The following is a 16,647-nucleotide window of genomic DNA, read 5'->3' on the forward strand; positions in this document are numbered from 1 at the left end:
ACACAGGGGTACCTCCCTTCGAGAGTCGGGGTATCAGGAGTCGGCGTACATCGACTCGATGGTGTCCGCGTGCAACTCGGCGATCGCCGTGCGGCGCAGGCTGAGCTTCGGGGTCAGCTCGCCGGTCTCCGGCGTCCACGGGCCGGGCAGCAGGCGGTACTTCTTGATCTGTTCGACGCGGGCGAGGACGGCGTTGGCATCGGCGACGGCCTGCGCCACGGCGTCCAGGACGGCCGGGTGGCGGGCCAGATCGTCCGGACCCGCCACATCGATCCCGTTGGCCCGTGCCCACGCGGGCACCGCCTCCTCGTCCAGTACGAGCAGCGCGGTGACGTAGCGTCGGCGGTCGCCGATGGCGGCGGCCTGGCCGATCAACGGGTGGGCGCGCAGCAGGGATTCCAGCCTGGTCGGGGCGATGTTCTTGCCACCGGCGGTGATGATCAACTCCTTCTTGCGGTCGGTGACGGCGACCAGGCCGCGGTCGTCCACGGCGCCGACGTCGCCCGTGGGCAGCCAGCCATCGGCGTCGGTGGCGGGTTCGATCTCCAGCCCGCCGCCGTCCGCGCGCAGGTAGCCGGCGCACACCACGGGGCCACGTACGAACAGCTCGCCGTCGGCGCCGGCCCGGACCTCGATACCGGGCCCCGGCCGGCCGACCGCGCCGAGCGCGAAGTCCTCCGGCGTGCTGACGGTCGCGGCGCCGGTGGTCTCGCTGAGCCCCCACACCTCGTACACGCACAGCCCGAGACCGGCCAGGAACTCGAGCACGGCGGTGGGGATCGGCGCCGCGCCGCTGAGGGCGCGGTGGCAGTCGTCGAGCCCGATGGCGGCCCGGATCGGCTGCAGCACGGCACCGTCCAGCTTCTCGCAGCGGGAGGCGAGTTCGGCGGGCACGGCCTTGCCGGCCGACCGCAGCCGGTACACCTCGAGGGCCGTCTCCTGCGCCTGCCTGACGACCGCGGCCTGCTCGGGCGGCAACGCCGCGAGCCGCGCGTGCGCCCCGGCCGCCAGCTTCTCCCACACTCGCGGCACGCCGAAGAACGCGTGCGGGCGCACCGCCTGAAGCGTCGGCAGCAGCTGCGCCGGGTCGTCGCAGATGGTGACGTGGCCGACGTTGGTGACCGGCATGTAGATGCCCAGCACCCGCTCGGCGATGTGCGCCAGCGGCAGGTAGGCGACGGTGCGTGGATGCCCGGGTACGGCGACCAAACGGTCCTGCATCATCGACTCGTAGATGACGTTGCGGTGCGAGAGCACCACACCCTTGGGATCGCCGGTGGTGCCCGAGGTGTAGACGATGGTCAGCGGCGTCTCGGGCGTCGAGGCGTCGGTGAGCGTTTCGAAGTCGCCCTCGTCGGGCAGCTCGCGGGTCAGCTCGGCGTAGGTGACATAGCGCCGGTCACCCGCCGGGACCGCGTCCGGGTCCACGACCACGACCGTGCGCAACCGGTCCATTTCCGCCAGCACCGGCCGCCAGCGGCGCAGTTGCTCCGCGCCCTCCAGGACGACGACCGTGGCCGCGCTGTGCCGGGCCACGAAGCGCAGCTGTTCGGTGCTCAGCGTGTCGTACGTAGTGCAGGCCAGTGCGCCGAGGTGGATCGCGGCCAGATCGGCGGCCCAGTGCTCGGGCCGTTTGGACATCGCCACCAGCATGCGCTCGCCGCGGGACAGACCGCGCCCGGCCAGGCCGTGGGCGAGCGCGGCAGTCTCGGCGCGCAGCCGCGACCAGGTCCAGGTGGTGGCGTCCGGACCGACGCCGCTGGTGAGCGCGGGGTGGTCGGCGAAGTCACGGGCGTTGCGGCGCAGCAGCCCGGTGATCGTCACATCCTCGGTGGCGACGGACAGGTGGAGCGGTGTTGCTGAGGCCACGGCGGGCTCCCTTCATCGCAAGGGTCGTTCCGGCTTTGCCTGGCGCCACTTCAGCCTCGCGGCGTCACCAGCAGGGGGAGGCTGCGCAGATGAGGCAGGGAGCTTGGTGCCACTCGGATACGGACGCCTGGCGCAAGGCGCAGCTGCCGGCGCCCGCCTGGCCGGGCTGGGTCGCCCGCACGTCGAGGAGTACGCAGTAGGGCGGGTGCCGGGTGTCGACGTCGATGAGAGGCCTCCTCTACAGGGCCGACACGAAGGTGTCGACGGCCAGGCCCGCCTGCACCGGATTGAGCCGGGGGTCGCAGAGGCTGGTGTAACGCGACGCCAGGGCCGCCTCGTCCGGCACATCTGCGCCCACGCACTCGGTGACGTCCTCGGCGGCGGTCTCCAGATGCAGGCCGCCAGGGCGGACCCCGACGCCGCGCAGGGCGGAGACAAAACCCCGGATCTCGTCGGAGACATCCGCAAGGCGCCGGGTCTTGAGTCCGTTCGCGGCTTTGTACGTGTTGCCGTGCATCGGGTCGCACAGCCAGACGACGGGGTGACCCGCGTTCTTCACGGCGTGCGCGAGAGCCGGCAGCAGCGTGCGCACGTCGTCCTTCCCGAACCGCGCGATCAGCGTCAGGCGTCCGGGCTCACGGCCGGGGTCGAGACGCTCGACCACGTCGAGCAGGTCCCGCTCCGCCGCCTTGCCGCTCACCTTGCAGGCAACCGGATTCATCACGTCCGCCAGCAACCTGACGTGCGCGCCTTCGCTGTGCCGCGTGCGCTCTCCTATCCACGGGAGGTGGGTGGAGCCCAGAAACCAGCCGCCCGTGGACTCGTCGAACCGCACCAGGGCTGTCTCGTAGTCCATCACCAGCGCTTCATGGCTGATCCAGGTGCGTTGTCCGGCCGCCGGATTCCGGCCGTTTCGCCCGTCGAGGGCATCGGCCACCGTCTTGGCAGCCCGGTAGGCGCGCAGCATGCGGTCAGGGTCGTGCCTGCGGGATGCCGGGTCCGGGACCTCGGAGTTGACGATGTGGCCGCGGAAGGCGGGCAGCAGGCGTCCGTCCACGTCCTCCGATGGAGCGGACCGTGGTTTGGCGAACTGGCCCGCCAGCCTGCCGATCCGGACGACCGGAAGTCCGGTCGGGGCCCCGAGGGCGCCGGCGAGACGCGCGATGGCGCTCTCCTTGCGGGCTGCGTGCTCGGGCGTGCACTCCGCGAAGCTCTCCGCGCAATCGCCGGCCTGCAGCACATGGCCGTCGCCGGCCGCGACGCCGCCGAGTTCTCGGCGCAACTGGAGCAGTTCGGGCAACCGGGTAAGGACGGGACGGCCGGAGAGGTCGGCGCAGACCTCGTCACGCCGGGCCGGATCCGCCCAGGAGGGCTGCTGGCCCGCTCGGTAGAAGCGCCAGCCGGTCTGGTCTCCGGCGTGGGAGTGCGGTATGCGGGCCGCTTCTCCGGCGGCCGCAAGGGCCTGGGACATGAGAGTTCCTTCGCTGAGTCGAACGGCGATCAGGCGGGTGGTGACTGGGGCCTGGTGCGGCACTAGTCACCCGCGAGCTGGACCATGTGCGGATTGAACTGCTCGTGCACATAGGCCCGTCCGCCGACGGCGTAGTGGATGACGTACTCCTTGAAGGCGGAGTCCACCCACCGCTCGGTGAGGCTGTCCCGCCAGCGCATGAGCCCGGTGGACAGCTGCTCACGGTGCTGGTGCACTTGCTTGTCACGGAGCTGGAGGCCGATGGGGGTAAGGGAGTCGGGCACCCCCATCCGGCTGCGGGCAACCTCGTCGAACACCACCCGGTTGATGCTGATCACCTCTTGCTCGGGGGTCACCAGGCAGGAGCGGCGCTCCAGAACGACGGCGGTGTCCGCGAGCCCGAGCGCGGAACGTATGCGGGGCGGGAGCCGGTCTGCCGGGGTATCGCCCTGGGCGTCGACCCGGATCGACAGATCGTGGCCGGTGAGGGCCTGTAGGAGCAGGGTGGTGGAGCCGTCACAGGCCAGCAGCATGCGGGTGCTGGCACTCAGTTCGAGCGTCGGCTGGAGCGTGGTCATCATTGGTCTCCTGGGCTGCCCGTAGTGTGCTGGAGAGGGAACATCCGGCGATCGCGCCCGTGCGGGGGGAGGGGTGGCCACGCCCGGGGGACGTGGCGCGGCCACCCCGGCCGAGATGGCGCGCGCGTCAGTGCGTCCGCACCGCTTCGGCCGGCTTGTTGTCGGACTCGGTGCTGCCGGTGTCGCCCGCGGAGTCGCGCGGCAGCGGCGGGCGGGTGCGCCCGTAGCGGTTCATCAGCGGCCGCTCCACGCCGGTGTAGAGCAGCCAGGAGAAGAAGACGCTGATGCCTGCCTCCAGGGCGAGCAGTCCGACCGCGGCCGGGGCGCTGTGCACCGGGCTGAGGCCGAAGCGGTCGACGAAGACGTGCACGGTGATGTCATGGACCAGGTAGAAGGCGAACGAGACTTCGCCCAGCCACACGAAGACCCGGTGCCGCAGGACCGAGCGCCGGCCCGCGATATCGGTCGTGGCCATCGCGGCGATCAGAAGCGCGACCGGGATCAGCGTCACGGCGCTCATCCCGAACAGCCACGGCACCCACAGCAGCTCGACCACGTAGGCGACGGCGACCAGGAGCAGCGCCGGGGTGACCCGGAAGTTGATCCAGCGGCCGGTCATGACGATGCGGGCCATCAGGATGCCCACGGCGAACTCGATCATCCGGAACGGCGGCAGCTGCCAGACGAACCAGTACTGCCACACGGAGGCCCGGAATCCCAGCGGCATGACGGGCGAGCCGGGCAGGGCCGCGTACGCGATGGCCGGGATGACGAACACGGCGGCGCCCAGGATGCCCACCCACAGCCACAGCCGCTCCGGCCGGATGCGCTGGATCGCCCGGTGCAGCCAGGGGAAGCACAGGTAGAAGATGACCTCGACGGAGAGCGACCAGCTGGGCGGGTTGACGCTCTGGAACGTCTTCGCGTCCGGGATCCACGTGTGCAGCAGCAGGAGGTTGGGCAGTTCCTGCTTCCAGGTGTTCTTGACCCAGGCGAACAGCAGCAGCGCGGCGACGAAGGTCACCACGTGGTTGGGGTAGATCTTGACGAGCCGGCGCCGCCAGAACTGCCGGGGTCTGTCGCCCGGGCGTGCCGACCAGGTCAGCACAAAGCCGCTGAGCACGAAGAAGAACCCGACACCCAGCCAGCCCGCCTTGCTGACTGCGTGCGTGACGGATTCGGCGCTGCCGCCGCTGAACGGCGTGTACGGCGGCAGCGTGGAGTGGAAGAGGAAGACCATGAACGCGGCGAAGAACCGCATGCCGGTCAGCGAGGGCAGCCGTGCAAAGCGCGCGGACGCCGGCACGGTCGTCCTGGTCGGGCTGGACATGGTGAGACTCCCGATGGTGTGGTGAGCGGTCGGCGGCCGAGTCATCCGGCCGGTGTGACGACGCCCTTGGCGTCCAGGAGGAACTCGGTGTAGTTGCCGTCGTGCGGCATGCCCGGTACCAGATCCCAGGGCAGGACGGCACCATCGGTGATCTTCCGGACGGTCGGGTCGAGCAGGGCCTGTCCGGTGATCGCGGCGTTGTCGGTCAGCAAGTTGAGCACCAGCGACGGCCGCAGCGGCGCGATGCCGTCGGCCGGGCTCCAGGGGGCGACCACGACGAACGGGAAGGCCAGCTCCGTGCCGACGGCCGGATGGTCCGCGCGGTCGGCGGCGAGGACCATGGGGCGCGGCAGGAAGGAGCCGTCGCCCAGGTCGACGAGGAAGTCGTCGCCGTACAGCGGGGTGCTGTGGTCCGTGAGTTCGGTGGCCAGCTTCGCCATCTGCCGGCGCAGCGCGTCGGCGCGCTCGCGCCCGACGACGAGGAGCTCGCTCTCCGGGTCCATGGCGGGCAGCACCGGGACGCGCGCCAGTCGTCCGGCGAGCCTGGCCGCGGTGTCGCGGACGTCGTTGCTGGTCAGGACGGCTGAGAGGTTGGTGCAACGAGTGCCGCCGTCGAAGGCGGCGCTCATGGTCAGGTGCTCCAGGAGCGCATCGGTCAGGGGCACGTCGAGCAGGGCACGGGAGCGCCCCGGGCCGCGGGTGGCCACTCGAGCGTGATCGGTCCAGGTGCTCACTGCCTGCTCGTTGCCGTAGATGATGCCGCGGTCGGCGGCGTTCAGCAGGAACGAACCGACGGCGTGCGGGCTCGGCAGGAAGGCCAGCTTGTCCGGTGGCAGCCCGGCGGACAGCAGGGCGGCGGCCAGCCGGCGAGGGGTGAACGGATCGCGGCTGCCGGGCCGGACGACGACGCTGTAGCCGTGGTAGAGCGGCTGCACCCACGTGGCGTGCGGCTGCGGGTGGTTGCTGGCCATCACGGCCGTGAAGACACGGCCCGACGGTGCACGGTGGACGCGGTGGGTCGGACGCAACTGCGCGGCGGGCAGGTCCGCCTCGGTGGTGGCGGGCAGTTCCTTGATCTCGGTGGCCATGTCCGCCAGGGCACGCCGGACGGTGGTGGACGCGAGACCGGTAGCGCGCACTGTGCGGCGCACATAGTCCTCGGCGCTCTCGCCGTTCAGCTCGGCCGTCGCGAACAGCTGCGCGGCCGTGCGGAACACCTCCGGCTCGGGTGGCCGGCCATCGGCGGAACGGCGCAGCCGGTCGACGGTGGCCTGGGCGGCCAGCCTGGGTGCGAGGCCGACGTCCGCGAGCGGTTCGCCGTGCACATCGGTCAGAACGCCGCGGTCGGCGCTCGGCCGGCTCTCACCGGCGACGAAGGGATCGATGACGAGCACTCAGTACACCCCCTCCACGACGTCGGCGTCCTCGTAGGTCGCCACGCTCGCCACCTCCGCGAGGCCATCGGGGCCACCGTCCGAGGCCGGCCGGACTCGCACGGCGCTGTCCCGTTCCAGCACGTTGGGCAGGAACATCTCCTCGCTGACCAGGTTCAGCCTGACCCGGCCGCGCTCGCCGTAGCCGACCCTTCTGCCGTCCTCGTCCACCAGGTCCAGGCGGGTGGTCTCGGAGAACGGCTCGAAGACGCAGGCATGGTCGTCCTCCGGCGTCCGTACGCGCTGCGGGGCCACACCCATGAGGCTGTTCCCGTAGATCCCGACCAGGCGGGCGGCGGGGAAGAAGTCCTCCTGGACCAGGCGCAGGCTCTCCGGGCTGAAGGAGGTGCCGGCCCAGATGATGGCCTCGATGCGGGACAAGACGAGTTCGTACAGGTCCGGCCGGGCGCAGATGGCCTCGATCAGCGGGGGTGTGGTGCTCAGGATGCGCACCGGCTGGCTCAGCAGGACCTCGCGAGCCTGGTCGAGGAGGTGGTCGATGTAGTCGTCGGCCTCCTGCTGCCGTCCGGAGCCGAGCAGGCGTTTGACCCAGCGCGGGTCGAGGTCGACGGTGTAGCACAGGCCGCCGGAGGGCTCGGCGTACCGAGAGGTGTCGAAGGCCACCACGTGCGGGCCGGTGGGCCCCAGGTGCAGCCAGTCGCCGGTCTCGGGTACACCGTGCTCGGTCAGCCGCTGCCGGGTCCAGGCGCCCATCCGGGAGCGGTAGGCACCGTCCACGATCCGCTTGGGGGCGCCGGTGGTGCCGCCGGACTCGTAGACGCGGAAGACCTGTCCCGGTGCGGCACCCCTGGGTATGAGGTCGGCCGCCGGGGTGGTGCGCAGTTCGCGGCTGACATCGGGAAAGCGGAGCAGGTCGGCCGCGCCGGTGACGTCGGTGCGCGGATCAAAGCCCAGGTGCGCGCGGCGGGCCAGCCAGAACGGTGAGCCCGTGCGGTCGTCGAAGTGCCAGGCCATCATGGCGCGAACATGGGCGTCGAAGTCGGCCTCCCCGGAAGGTGGCCGGTGCGGGTCGGGCAGGTGGGCAGGGGTGCTGATCACGCGTTCGTCCCTTCGGAGCGGTGCTGCGTCAGAACGGCTGGTTGAGCGCGTCGTCCACCTGGTGGGCCACCGCTTCCAGGCCGTTCTCGAGGAAGTCGGTCTGCCGGTCGAGGGATGCCTGGTCAGCGGTGTTCATCTCGGCCAGGAGGATGTTGCGGGAGGCGTCCTGGGCGATCTTGGCGCGGGCGAAGCGGCGTTCCTGGAACTCGGCCAGCAGGCCACGAAGCCCGCCGTCCCGGCCGAGCGTCTCGCCGAGTACGGCGGCGTCCTCGATGGCCATGGCGGCGCCCTGGGTACGGTGCGGCGCCATGGCGTGGGCGGCGTCTCCGAGCAGCAGCAGCCCTTCGTGGTACCAGGGCAGCGGGAGGAGCACCTCCTCGATCGGTGCGTACACGATGTCTTCGTCGGGCTTGATGCTGTCGCGCAGTTCGCCGATCAGACCTGTGTAGCCGGCCAGGCGCTCGGTGAGATGGCCGTAGAACTGCTCCCTCGGGTGGCGCGGATTGCCCGGCTCCGGCGTCACGTGCAGCAGATACATGAAGTCCTTATTGAGCGGGAAGAGGCCCGCCTTGGTGCCCATGCCCTGGAAGTACATGTTCCGGGTGACGTCGGCGTGCCGCTCGAGGGCCACCCGCCACACCGAGTAGCCGGTGAACCGGGGCTCGACGCCGAGGGCCGCCTTACGGAAGGAGGATCGGATTCCGTCGAACGCGACCACAAGGTCATAGCGTTCGGTGCTGCCGTCGGTGAGGGTGGCCGAGACCCCGCCGCTCACGGCGGTCTGCATCTCGTCCACGGAGGTGCTGTAGCGGATCTCGGTTCCTACGTCGACACAGGCCTTCTCCAGGATCCGGGCCAGATCCCTGCGCTGGATGGCGCAGTTGGCAGGTACTCCGCCGACCCCCAGCTTCGACCGCAGCGCGAGCAGCAGCCGGGAGGCGGAGTCGTGGAAATCGACACGGTCGAAGGTGTAGCCGTGGCCGAGAACGTCGTCGAGCAGGCCGAGCCGCTTCAGGGCCCGTAAGGCGTTGCCCGGGATGTTGATACCGACGCCGGCGACGAGGTTCTCCGGCTGGATCTCGACGACGGTGGTCTCGATGCCTTGCTGCCCGAGCGCGGCGCCGGCGGCGAGGCCGCCGATGCCCCCTCCGATGATCAGGATGCGGCGTTTCACTGTGACTCCTCACGTATGAAGTGGACGATTCCGGGTCACTGGTGCTGGTGCTGGTGCTGGGGCAGGCCCGCCACCCAGCGCGCGTGGTCGCGGACGAGCTGCCGGTCGGGTTCGACGAGGAGCAGCACGCGGTCCGAGGTGATGAACTCGTCGGCGAAGGGGCCACCCAGGTATTTGCGGGACAGCTCGTCGATGTGGTCGCGGGCCTCGGCGCCGAGGATCTCCTTGACCACCCGGCCGCGTACCTCGGCGAAGTTCAGGGGGTCGTCGTGCTGCCAGATGGTGATGGTGGCCCGCGGGTCGCGGCGCAGATTGCGCACCTTCTGCCGGGCCACCTCGCTGTTGAGGGCGAGGTAGTCACCCATGGTGGAGACCCACACGATCTGGGTCTGCGGGGTTCCGTCGCGCATCAGGGTGGTCAGAGCGGCGAAGTTCGGCCCGTCCGCGAGGGCGCGGACCTCCGGGGCGAGGCGGGGCCCCACCGCGACCTCCATCTCCTGGTGAGCGGGCATGCTGCGTCCTTCCTTCGGGATGGGATTCCTTCGTTGGCACCGGCCGCCGGCATTGCGGCGCGGGGATGGGGCCGGGGCGCGGTTCACCCCCGCAGCGCGGGACGGGACTCCTCGGCCTCCGTGGGCGCCGCCGCCGGCAGTGGGCGCTTGCGGCCGCGTCCGCGGAGTGCGCCCACGCTGACGACGAGGGCGAGGCCGGCGAGCGCCTCGAAGCCGGCGCCGGCCAGTGGGTTCCAGCGGAGCATGTCCCCGTTTGCCAGCAGCCCGCCGACCGCGGCGGCGGCCATCTGGCCCACGTAGACAGCGCTGTTGTTCAGCGCGAGGAGCATGTCGCCGCGGTCACCGCCGATGCCCAGGGCCCGGTGCAGCAGCAGCGGGAAGCTGGGCCAGTGCACCAGGCCCCACACTCCGACGGCGACCGCCGCGGCCAGCGGCCAGCGGATGGCCGGGGTGAGCACGACCAGCCAGATGCCCAGCGCGCTGATGGTGAGCGTGAGGCCGACGACCGAGCCGAACCGGTCGGCCAACCGGCCACCGACGAAGACGCCACCGAAGCTGCCGACGCCGAAGAGCAGGAGAACCCATGACTGCTGACCGGCGGACAGTCCCGTGATCTGCTCCAGGATGGAGCCGAGATAGGTGTAGACGGTGAACGTACCGGCGGTCCACAGGGCCGTCACCAGCAGGTGCGTGGGAGCCTGCGGGATCCGGATCGCGGCCATCCGCTCCCGTACCGTGGCACCGGGTCCGGTGGGCACGTCCGGCAGGAAGAACTGGATGCCGGCGACCGTCAAGGCCGCGAGGAAGGTGACCAGGCCGAACGCCCATCGCCAGGAGGAGAGTTCGCCGATCCAGTTGCCGATCGGCACACCGAAGGCGATGGCGCTGGTCATGCCCGCGTAGACGATGGCCAGTGCCCGGCCACGCACCTCGGGCGGGCTGATGCGGGCGGCGACCGCGGAGGCGTTGGCCGAGTACAGAGCGGCGCCTGCGCCGGTGATCACACGGCTGATCAGCAGCACGGTGAAGTTGGCCGAGACGGCCGAGAGGGCGTTGCCGAGGCCGAAGACCAGCATGACCGCGATGAGCAGCGGCTTGCGTCGGAACCTGGCGGTGAGTCCGGCCAGGATCGGCGCTCCCACCGCGTACGTTGCGGCGAACGCGGTGGAGGTCTGGCCCGCAAGCGCCGTCGAGAGATGCAGGTCCCGTCCCACTGCCGGCAGCAGTCCGGAGACGATGAACAGGTCGGTGCCGGTTGCGAATGTTCCCAGCGCGAGCAGCCAGACCCGCGGGTCCACCCGCCCGGCCGAACTCACCGAGCGCATCGGAGTCCTCCTTTCCGGAGACGGTTGATCAGATGGCGGTGTCCAGCGCGACCTCCCGCCAGGCGTCGAGCTCCTTGGCGACGACCTCGAGCTTGCTCTCGATGCGGGCGACGCAGTCCGCGCCGAGCGGCAGGCGCAGTGGGGGCGCGTCCGCCTCGGCCACGGCGGCGATCGCCCGGGCGGCCTTGACCGGGTCGCCGGGCTGCTGGTGGTTCGTCTCCACCGCCCACTCGCGGGTCTTGCCGACGGTCCCCGCGTAGTCGTCGATCGGAGTGGTGCGGCGCAGCGAGGAGTCGTCCAGGAAGTCGGTACGGAAGACTCCGGGTTCGACGATGGTGACGTGGATGCCGAGCGGGGCGAGATCGGCGCGCAGGGCCTCGCTGAGGCCTTCGACGGCGAACTTGGTGCTGTTGTAGACGCCCCAGCCCGAGCCGGCGGTGAATCCGCCGACAGAGCTGATGTTGAGGATCCGGCCGGCGCGCTGCCGGCGCAGGTGCGGCAGCACCGCCCGGGTGACGGCGAGCAGACCGAAGACATTGACGTCGAAGACCGCGCGCGCCTCGGCCTCTGAGGCCTCCTCCACGGCGCCGAGCAGCCCCCGGCCGGCGTTGTTCACCAGGACATCGATCCGGCCGAAGCGCTCGGCCGCCGCCTGCGCCACCTCCTGTGCCTGCCGCTCGTCGGTCACGTCGAGCGGCAGGGCCAGCACATCACCGCGGTCCTCGCCGAGCGCGGCGCGAACGGCCTCCGCGTTGCGCGCCGTCGCGACGACCTGATTCCCGCGGGCCAGCGCCTCTCGGGCGATGTGCAGGCCAAAGCCACGGGAGCTGCCGGTGATCAGCCAAACGGACATGAACTTCCTCCAACTTTCGGTGTGTTGCGTGGGCCGGGCGTCGGGATCTGCGGAGGCCGCTCTCAGGCGCCGGTGTGTTGGGTGAGGAACGAGACGAGCACCGCGGCGAACCCCTGAGGGTCTTCCGCCAGCGCGTTGTGGCCTGTGTCGATCTCGGCGTAGGACGCGCCGGGGATCCCTTCGCGCAGCAGCCGCTGCTGCGTCACTCCGCAGACGCGGTCGTGAGCGCTGGCGAAAACCAGCGCCGGCGCTGCGATGCGGCCGAGCAGCGGGCGCAGGTCGACGGTGAGGCCGACCTCGAACTGGCGTGCGGTGCCGGGTTGGGCGTTCTGCGCAATCTGCTGGACGAGCTTCTCGTGCGCCGCCTCGTCCGTCGCCGCCCAGTACCGGGGGCCGAGGGTGGCCAGGGGAAACATCTGCGGGACGAGCGAGGTACCCGACTCCGCGTCGGTGCGCAGCAGATCGAGCGAGTAGCGGAAGTCGGCCGTCATCCGCTCGTCGGTGTACGCCCAGCCGGCGTGCGAGACGACCGAGCGCACGCGCTCGGGATGCTCGGCCGCAAGGCGGAGCGCCACCACCGCGCCGAGGGAGTGGCCGGCGAGGTGGAAGGTGTCGAGGCCGGCGTGGTCGGCCACCGCCAGCACCTCGGCCACCAGGTCGCCCAGGGTCAGCGGCCCGCCATGGTCGACCGTGCCGCCCGAACCGGACAGGTCCGGGGTGACGACGGTGAACTTCCCCTTCAGCTCCTCGACTTGCTGGACCCAGGCCTCACCGCGAGTCCCGGTGCCGTGCACCAGCATCAGAGCAGGTCCGTTGCCGTTGATGGCGTACTCGACGTCGGCATGACCGCCGCTGATCAGTATCCCCGCACTCGGCATGTGGGTGCCTCCTTGAGATTGGTCAACTGCAGGACAAGATGGGACCACGAGTTGTGCTTAGACGCAAGTATCACTTTTAACTGAAAGCCAAGTAAGTGGGCGGCCTGGGTCTCACCCGGAGGTGCCGCTCGCGCGCCGCATGGCCGTGCCGCGCAGGTGAGGGCGTATTCGATGACCGACGATGCAAGTAGACGGCAAGAGTTCAAACTTGACCTTGCGTCAATCATTGGACGACTATCACTCCTGCAGCACCGATGCTTCGCTCGCACATGAAGGCAGGTACGCCACATGGATCAGCCCGCATTAGCGTCCGATCACTCGATCGCCGTCATCGGCCTGGGGTGCAGGTTCCCTGGTGCCTCGAACGTCGACGAGTTCTGGGAGCACCTGATCGGCAATGCCGACAGCGTCACGGCGATTCCGGGCGACCGGTACGACGCGGCCGCGTACCACGCTCCCGACCCGGCCACCCCGAGCAAGTCGGTATCGGCAAAAGGCGGGTTCATCGGCGATCCCTTCGCCTTCGACCCCGGCTTCTTCGGCATCTCGCCCGCTGAAGCCCGCGCCATCGACCCACAGCACCGCGTCCTGCTCCAGGTCGTGTGGGAGGCGCTGGAGGACGCAGGCATCCGCCCCTCCGCCCTGGCCGGCAGCCGGACCGGTGTCTTCGTCGGCCAGGCAACCGCCGAATACGGCGACGAGCACCGGCCGCTGACCGAGCAGGACATCCGGCGCACCATCGGCAGCCAGTTGCGGGCGATGGCCTCGGGACGCATCTCGTACGCGCTGGACCTGCGCGGCCCCAGCATCGTGCTGGACACCGCCTGCTCCTCGTCCCTGGTGGCGGTGCACATGGCCCGGCAGAGCCTGCTCACCGGGGAAAGCGACCTCGCCGTCGTCGGCGGCGTCAACGTGGTCCTCTCACCCCGGGACTCCATCGCCTACTCGCAGGCCGACATGCTCTCGCCGGAGGGGCGCTGCGCGTTCGCCGACGCCGATGCCGGCGGGTTCGTGCGCAGTGACGGGGTCGGGGTCGTGCTGCTCAAGCGCCTCGCGGACGCAAGGCGCGACGGCGACCCGGTACTGGCAGTGCTCGCCGGCAGCGCGGTGAACAACGACGGACGCAGCAGCGGGCTGCTGGTCAGGCCCTCCGTCTCGGGCCAGGCCGAGATGCTCCGCGAGGCCTGCCGCAACTCCGGGATATCCCCGGCCGACCTCAGCTACGTGGAGGCGCACGGCACCGGCACCTCCGTCGGGGACACGGTGGAACTGTCCGCGCTGGCAGCAGCGATGGGCTCGGAGCGCGACCCGGACCGGCCGCTTCGGACCGGGTCGGTGAAGAGCAACATCGGCCATGCCGAGGCGGCCGCCGGCATCGCAGGACTGATCAAGACCGTCCTGATCGCCCGCAACGGCGTGATCCCCGCCTCGCTCCATCTGAACAGTCCGCACCCGCTGCTCGACGACCCGGACTCCCCCATCCACGTGGTCACCGAGAACGAACCTCTCGAAGACTGCGACGAGACGTACCTCGGGGTCAGTTCCTTCGGCCTGTCGGGAACCAACGCCCATGTCGTCGTAGGCCGGGTCCCTTCCGGCCTCACTGCCGAGGCCGCACCCGCCGCCGCGGACGAGCGCCCCGAGCTGCTTGTGATCAGCGCTCGTTCGCAGCGATCCCTGGAGCGGCTTGCGGCAGCCTACGCCCGCCATCTGCGGCCCGGTGGCGCGGGCCATCAGGAGCCCCTGCGCGACATCTGCGCCGCGGCCGCACTGCGCCGCGACCACCACCCGTACCGGATGTGGGTGATCGGCGGCAGCCACGAGGAGGTCGCCGGCCGGCTGGAGGCGCTCGCAGCCGGCGAGGAGATCGCCGACGGCGGACGCGGCGAGGCCGGCTTCGGCGCGGAGCCGGCGACGGTGTTCGTCTTCCCGGGGCAGGGGGCGCAGTGGGCGGGCATGGGGCGGGGGCTGCTCGAGGCCTTCCCCGCCTTCCGTGACCGTATGGCCGAGTGCGACGCCGCGATCCAGGCGGAACTGGGCTGGTCCGTCATCGAATTACTGAAACGCGAGCAAGAGGACTTTCCCACCGAGATCGACGTGGTCCAGCCGGCTCTGTGGGCGATGGAGGTGTCGCTGGCCTGCCTCTGGCAGGATCTCGGTGTCAGCCCTTCCGCATGCATCGGGCACAGCATGGGCGAGACGGCCGCCGCCGTGATCGCCGGCGCTCTGCCGGTGCGCGACGCGGCCGCGGTCATCTGCCGCCGCAGCCGACTCATGAGCCGGCTCGGCGGCCGGGGGCGGATGCTGGCCACCGACCTGTCCCCGGACGAGGCCGAGCTGGTCGCCGCCCGGTATCCCGGCGCACTGTGCGTCGCCGCGGAGAATTCACCGCACTCCACCGTCCTCGCCGGAGATCCGGAAAGCCTTGGCAAGCTCGCCGAGGACATGGTGGAGCGCGGTCGGCTGGCCCGGTTCGTCAACGTCGGCGTGGCCTCCCACTCCCCTGACATGGACGCGCTGCGGTCCGAGCTGCTCGGCACCCTGACGGACCTCGAGCCGCGCGAGACGTCGCTGCCGTTCTACTCCACCGTGCGTGCCGAGTCCGTCCCCGGGACGGCCCTCGACGCCGCGTACTGGATGGACAACCTGCGGCGCCCCGTGCGGTTCGCCGGTGCCGTTTCGCAGCTGGCGAATCAGGAGGAGAGCGTCTTCCTGGAGATCAGTCCGCACCCGCTGCTGACCTCGGCCGTGGAGGAGACCCTGGACGCGATCGGTACCCCGTACCTCACCGTCGCTTCACTGCGCCGGAAGGAGAACGAAGGCGTTGAGCTCGCCCGCGCGGCCGGACGCCTCCATGCCGCGGGCGCCGCCATCGACTTCTCCCGGTGGTTCCGGGGCGCGGCCCGCCCCGTGCCACTGCCCCGATACCCCTGGGACAACGAGCACCTGCGGGAACCGGCGCCCCTCCCGGCGGCCACCGGGTTCACCTACGAACGGCCACTGGACATCGAGGCGTTGGGGGTGTCGTTCCGCGGCACTGCCGTTGTGCCACCGATGCTGTACGTCGACGCCGTGCTGAGCGCGGCGCGTTCCGAACTCGGCGGGCAACACCGCCTTGAGGACATCACACTGACCGGAGAACTGGTCGACCGGGGACAGGCACACGGGGCCTCCCTCCGGGTCAAGCTGCGTCCCGAGGGTGCCGACAGCCTCGCAACGGTCCAGGTCGTCTCCCCGGGGGCAACCGGCGAACCGGCCCGGACCTGCCTGACCGCCCGCGTCACTTCAGCCCCGCTCAAGGGCGGCGGCACGACCGAAAGCCTCGACGCGTTGCTCGCGCACTGCACCGAGTACCTGTCAGGACCGGACTTCTACGACGAGGCCCGGGGGTACGGATACGAGGTCCCCGGCGACCTCGCGGGCGTCTGCCGGCTCTGGCGAAAGGCGGGCCGTGCGGTGGCCCGGATGAGCCTGCCGGCACCCGGACACCCCGCGGCATGGGAGATCCCGCTGCAGCCGCTGCTCGCCGTGCTGCCCCGCAGCGGACCGGACGGCATGAGCTACACCTATCTGCCCGTCGGCATCGACTCCGTGACGGTGCACGGTGACTTGACCGACCTGACGAGGCCGGTGTGGAGCTCGGCCGTGCTCCGACCGGTGGCGGAGGACGGCACGGCTTCCTGGGACTCCGTTGTCCGCGCGGACGTCGTGATCCACGCGGACGACGGGGAACACTTACTGGCAGAGCTGCACGGCGTCCAGCTCTTGCAGTTGGCCGGCCCAACGGGCGCGGCGGACGCCCGGGACACCTCGCCACGGCGAGAGGCCGGGGCGGCCGAGCCGGCACCTGCGGTGGCGAAGGCCGTGAACGAATCTGCGCCCAAGCCGGCTGCCGACGGCGAGGCGGCCGTTCTGACGCACGCCGCGGCGCTCCTCGGAATGACGCCCGAACGCATCGACCGCCGACGCCCGTTGCGCGAGCTCGGCCTCGACTCCATCACGGCCGTCAGACTGCGGCAGCGCATACGGACCGCCATGGGCATCGATCTGCCCGTGGGGCGACTGCTCGGCCGGGAGAGCATCGGCCAGCTGGTGGCGGCAACCGGGGTTCAAACGAGCACTATGCATCAAAGTTAAATTCTGGTATAAATTTACACAGGGGGAC

Annotated in this window: 12 protein-coding genes; 1 reads left to right on the plus strand and 11 read right to left on the minus strand. The window is 70.7% G+C overall.

Annotated features, from left to right (window positions below):
- Positions 1-33: 33 nt before the first annotated feature.
- The 11 genes from ABZ845_RS24555 to ABZ845_RS24605 all read right to left on the minus strand — a co-directional run bounded on the left by ABZ845_RS24555 (position 34) and on the right by ABZ845_RS24605 (position 12,482).
- Positions 34-1,869, minus strand: a complete 1,836-nt coding sequence (locus ABZ845_RS24555) for an AMP-dependent synthetase/ligase (RefSeq protein ID WP_360983139.1) — start codon at positions 1,867-1,869, stop codon at positions 34-36.
- A gap of 238 nt (positions 1,870-2,107) precedes the next feature.
- The gene (locus ABZ845_RS24560; protein WP_360983141.1) at positions 2,108-3,340 is read right to left on the minus strand and encodes a 3-deoxy-7-phosphoheptulonate synthase; all 1,233 of its coding nucleotides are present in this window, start codon (positions 3,338-3,340) and stop codon (positions 2,108-2,110) included.
- A 62-nt stretch (positions 3,341-3,402) separates the two neighbouring features.
- Positions 3,403-3,921 (minus strand): hypothetical protein, encoded by a 519-nt coding sequence (locus ABZ845_RS24565; protein ID WP_360983143.1) that lies wholly within the window; start codon positions 3,919-3,921, stop codon positions 3,403-3,405.
- Positions 3,922-4,045: 124 nt separating this feature from the next.
- On the minus strand, positions 4,046-5,248 hold the full coding sequence (locus tag ABZ845_RS24570) for an acyltransferase (RefSeq protein WP_360983145.1): 1,203 nt from the start codon (positions 5,246-5,248) through the stop codon (positions 4,046-4,048).
- A 41-nt stretch (positions 5,249-5,289) separates the two neighbouring features.
- Positions 5,290-6,642 (minus strand): aldehyde dehydrogenase family protein, encoded by a 1,353-nt coding sequence (locus tag ABZ845_RS24575; RefSeq protein WP_360983147.1) that lies wholly within the window; start codon positions 6,640-6,642, stop codon positions 5,290-5,292.
- Positions 6,643-7,740, minus strand: coding sequence for a phenazine biosynthesis protein (locus tag ABZ845_RS24580; RefSeq protein WP_360983149.1), 1,098 nt, complete (start codon positions 7,738-7,740; stop codon positions 6,643-6,645).
- Positions 7,741-7,768: 28 nt separating this feature from the next.
- Complete coding sequence (locus tag ABZ845_RS24585) at positions 7,769-8,914, minus strand: FAD-dependent monooxygenase (protein ID WP_360983151.1); 1,146 nt, start codon at positions 8,912-8,914, stop codon at positions 7,769-7,771.
- 35 nt (positions 8,915-8,949) lie between these two features.
- Positions 8,950-9,426, minus strand: coding sequence for a PPOX class F420-dependent oxidoreductase (locus tag ABZ845_RS24590; protein WP_360983153.1), 477 nt, complete (start codon positions 9,424-9,426; stop codon positions 8,950-8,952).
- Between the two features lie 83 nt (positions 9,427-9,509).
- The gene (locus ABZ845_RS24595; RefSeq protein ID WP_360983155.1) at positions 9,510-10,751 is read right to left on the minus strand and encodes an MFS transporter; all 1,242 of its coding nucleotides are present in this window, start codon (positions 10,749-10,751) and stop codon (positions 9,510-9,512) included.
- A 28-nt stretch (positions 10,752-10,779) separates the two neighbouring features.
- On the minus strand, positions 10,780-11,604 hold the full coding sequence (locus ABZ845_RS24600; protein ID WP_360983157.1) for an oxidoreductase: 825 nt from the start codon (positions 11,602-11,604) through the stop codon (positions 10,780-10,782).
- Between the two features lie 62 nt (positions 11,605-11,666).
- A complete protein-coding gene (locus ABZ845_RS24605) occupies positions 11,667-12,482 on the minus strand; it encodes an alpha/beta hydrolase (protein WP_360983159.1) in 816 nt (271 codons plus the stop codon).
- Between the two features lie 288 nt (positions 12,483-12,770).
- Here ABZ845_RS24605 and ABZ845_RS24610 point away from each other — a divergent pair, with 288 nt between their 5' ends.
- Entirely contained in the window at positions 12,771-16,619 is a 3,849-nt protein-coding gene (locus ABZ845_RS24610; protein ID WP_360983161.1) for a beta-ketoacyl synthase N-terminal-like domain-containing protein, read from the plus strand.
- Positions 16,620-16,647 lie beyond the last annotated feature (28 nt).

The organism is Streptomyces sp. NPDC047022 (assembly GCF_040644155.1).
Taxonomy (GTDB): domain Bacteria; phylum Actinomycetota; class Actinomycetes; order Streptomycetales; family Streptomycetaceae; genus Streptomyces.

What these genes read in the sequence shown, in the direction of transcription:
- ABZ845_RS24570 (WP_360983145.1), bottom strand. Translation starts at nt 5,248, where the DNA reads ATGTCCAGCCCGACCAGGACGACCGTGCCGGCGTCCGCGCGCTTTGCA.
- ABZ845_RS24590 (WP_360983153.1), bottom strand. Translation starts at nt 9,426, where the DNA reads ATGCCCGCTCACCAGGAGATGGAGGTCGCGGTGGGGCCCCGCCTCGCC.
- ABZ845_RS24610 (WP_360983161.1), top strand. Translation starts at nt 12,771, where the DNA reads ATGGATCAGCCCGCATTAGCGTCCGATCACTCGATCGCCGTCATCGGC.
- ABZ845_RS24565 (WP_360983143.1), bottom strand. Translation starts at nt 3,921, where the DNA reads ATGATGACCACGCTCCAGCCGACGCTCGAACTGAGTGCCAGCACCCGC.
- ABZ845_RS24595 (WP_360983155.1), bottom strand. Translation starts at nt 10,751, where the DNA reads ATGCGCTCGGTGAGTTCGGCCGGGCGGGTGGACCCGCGGGTCTGGCTG.
- ABZ845_RS24605 (WP_360983159.1), bottom strand. Translation starts at nt 12,482, where the DNA reads ATGCCGAGTGCGGGGATACTGATCAGCGGCGGTCATGCCGACGTCGAG.
- ABZ845_RS24560 (WP_360983141.1), bottom strand. Translation starts at nt 3,340, where the DNA reads ATGTCCCAGGCCCTTGCGGCCGCCGGAGAAGCGGCCCGCATACCGCAC.
- ABZ845_RS24600 (WP_360983157.1), bottom strand. Translation starts at nt 11,604, where the DNA reads ATGTCCGTTTGGCTGATCACCGGCAGCTCCCGTGGCTTTGGCCTGCAC.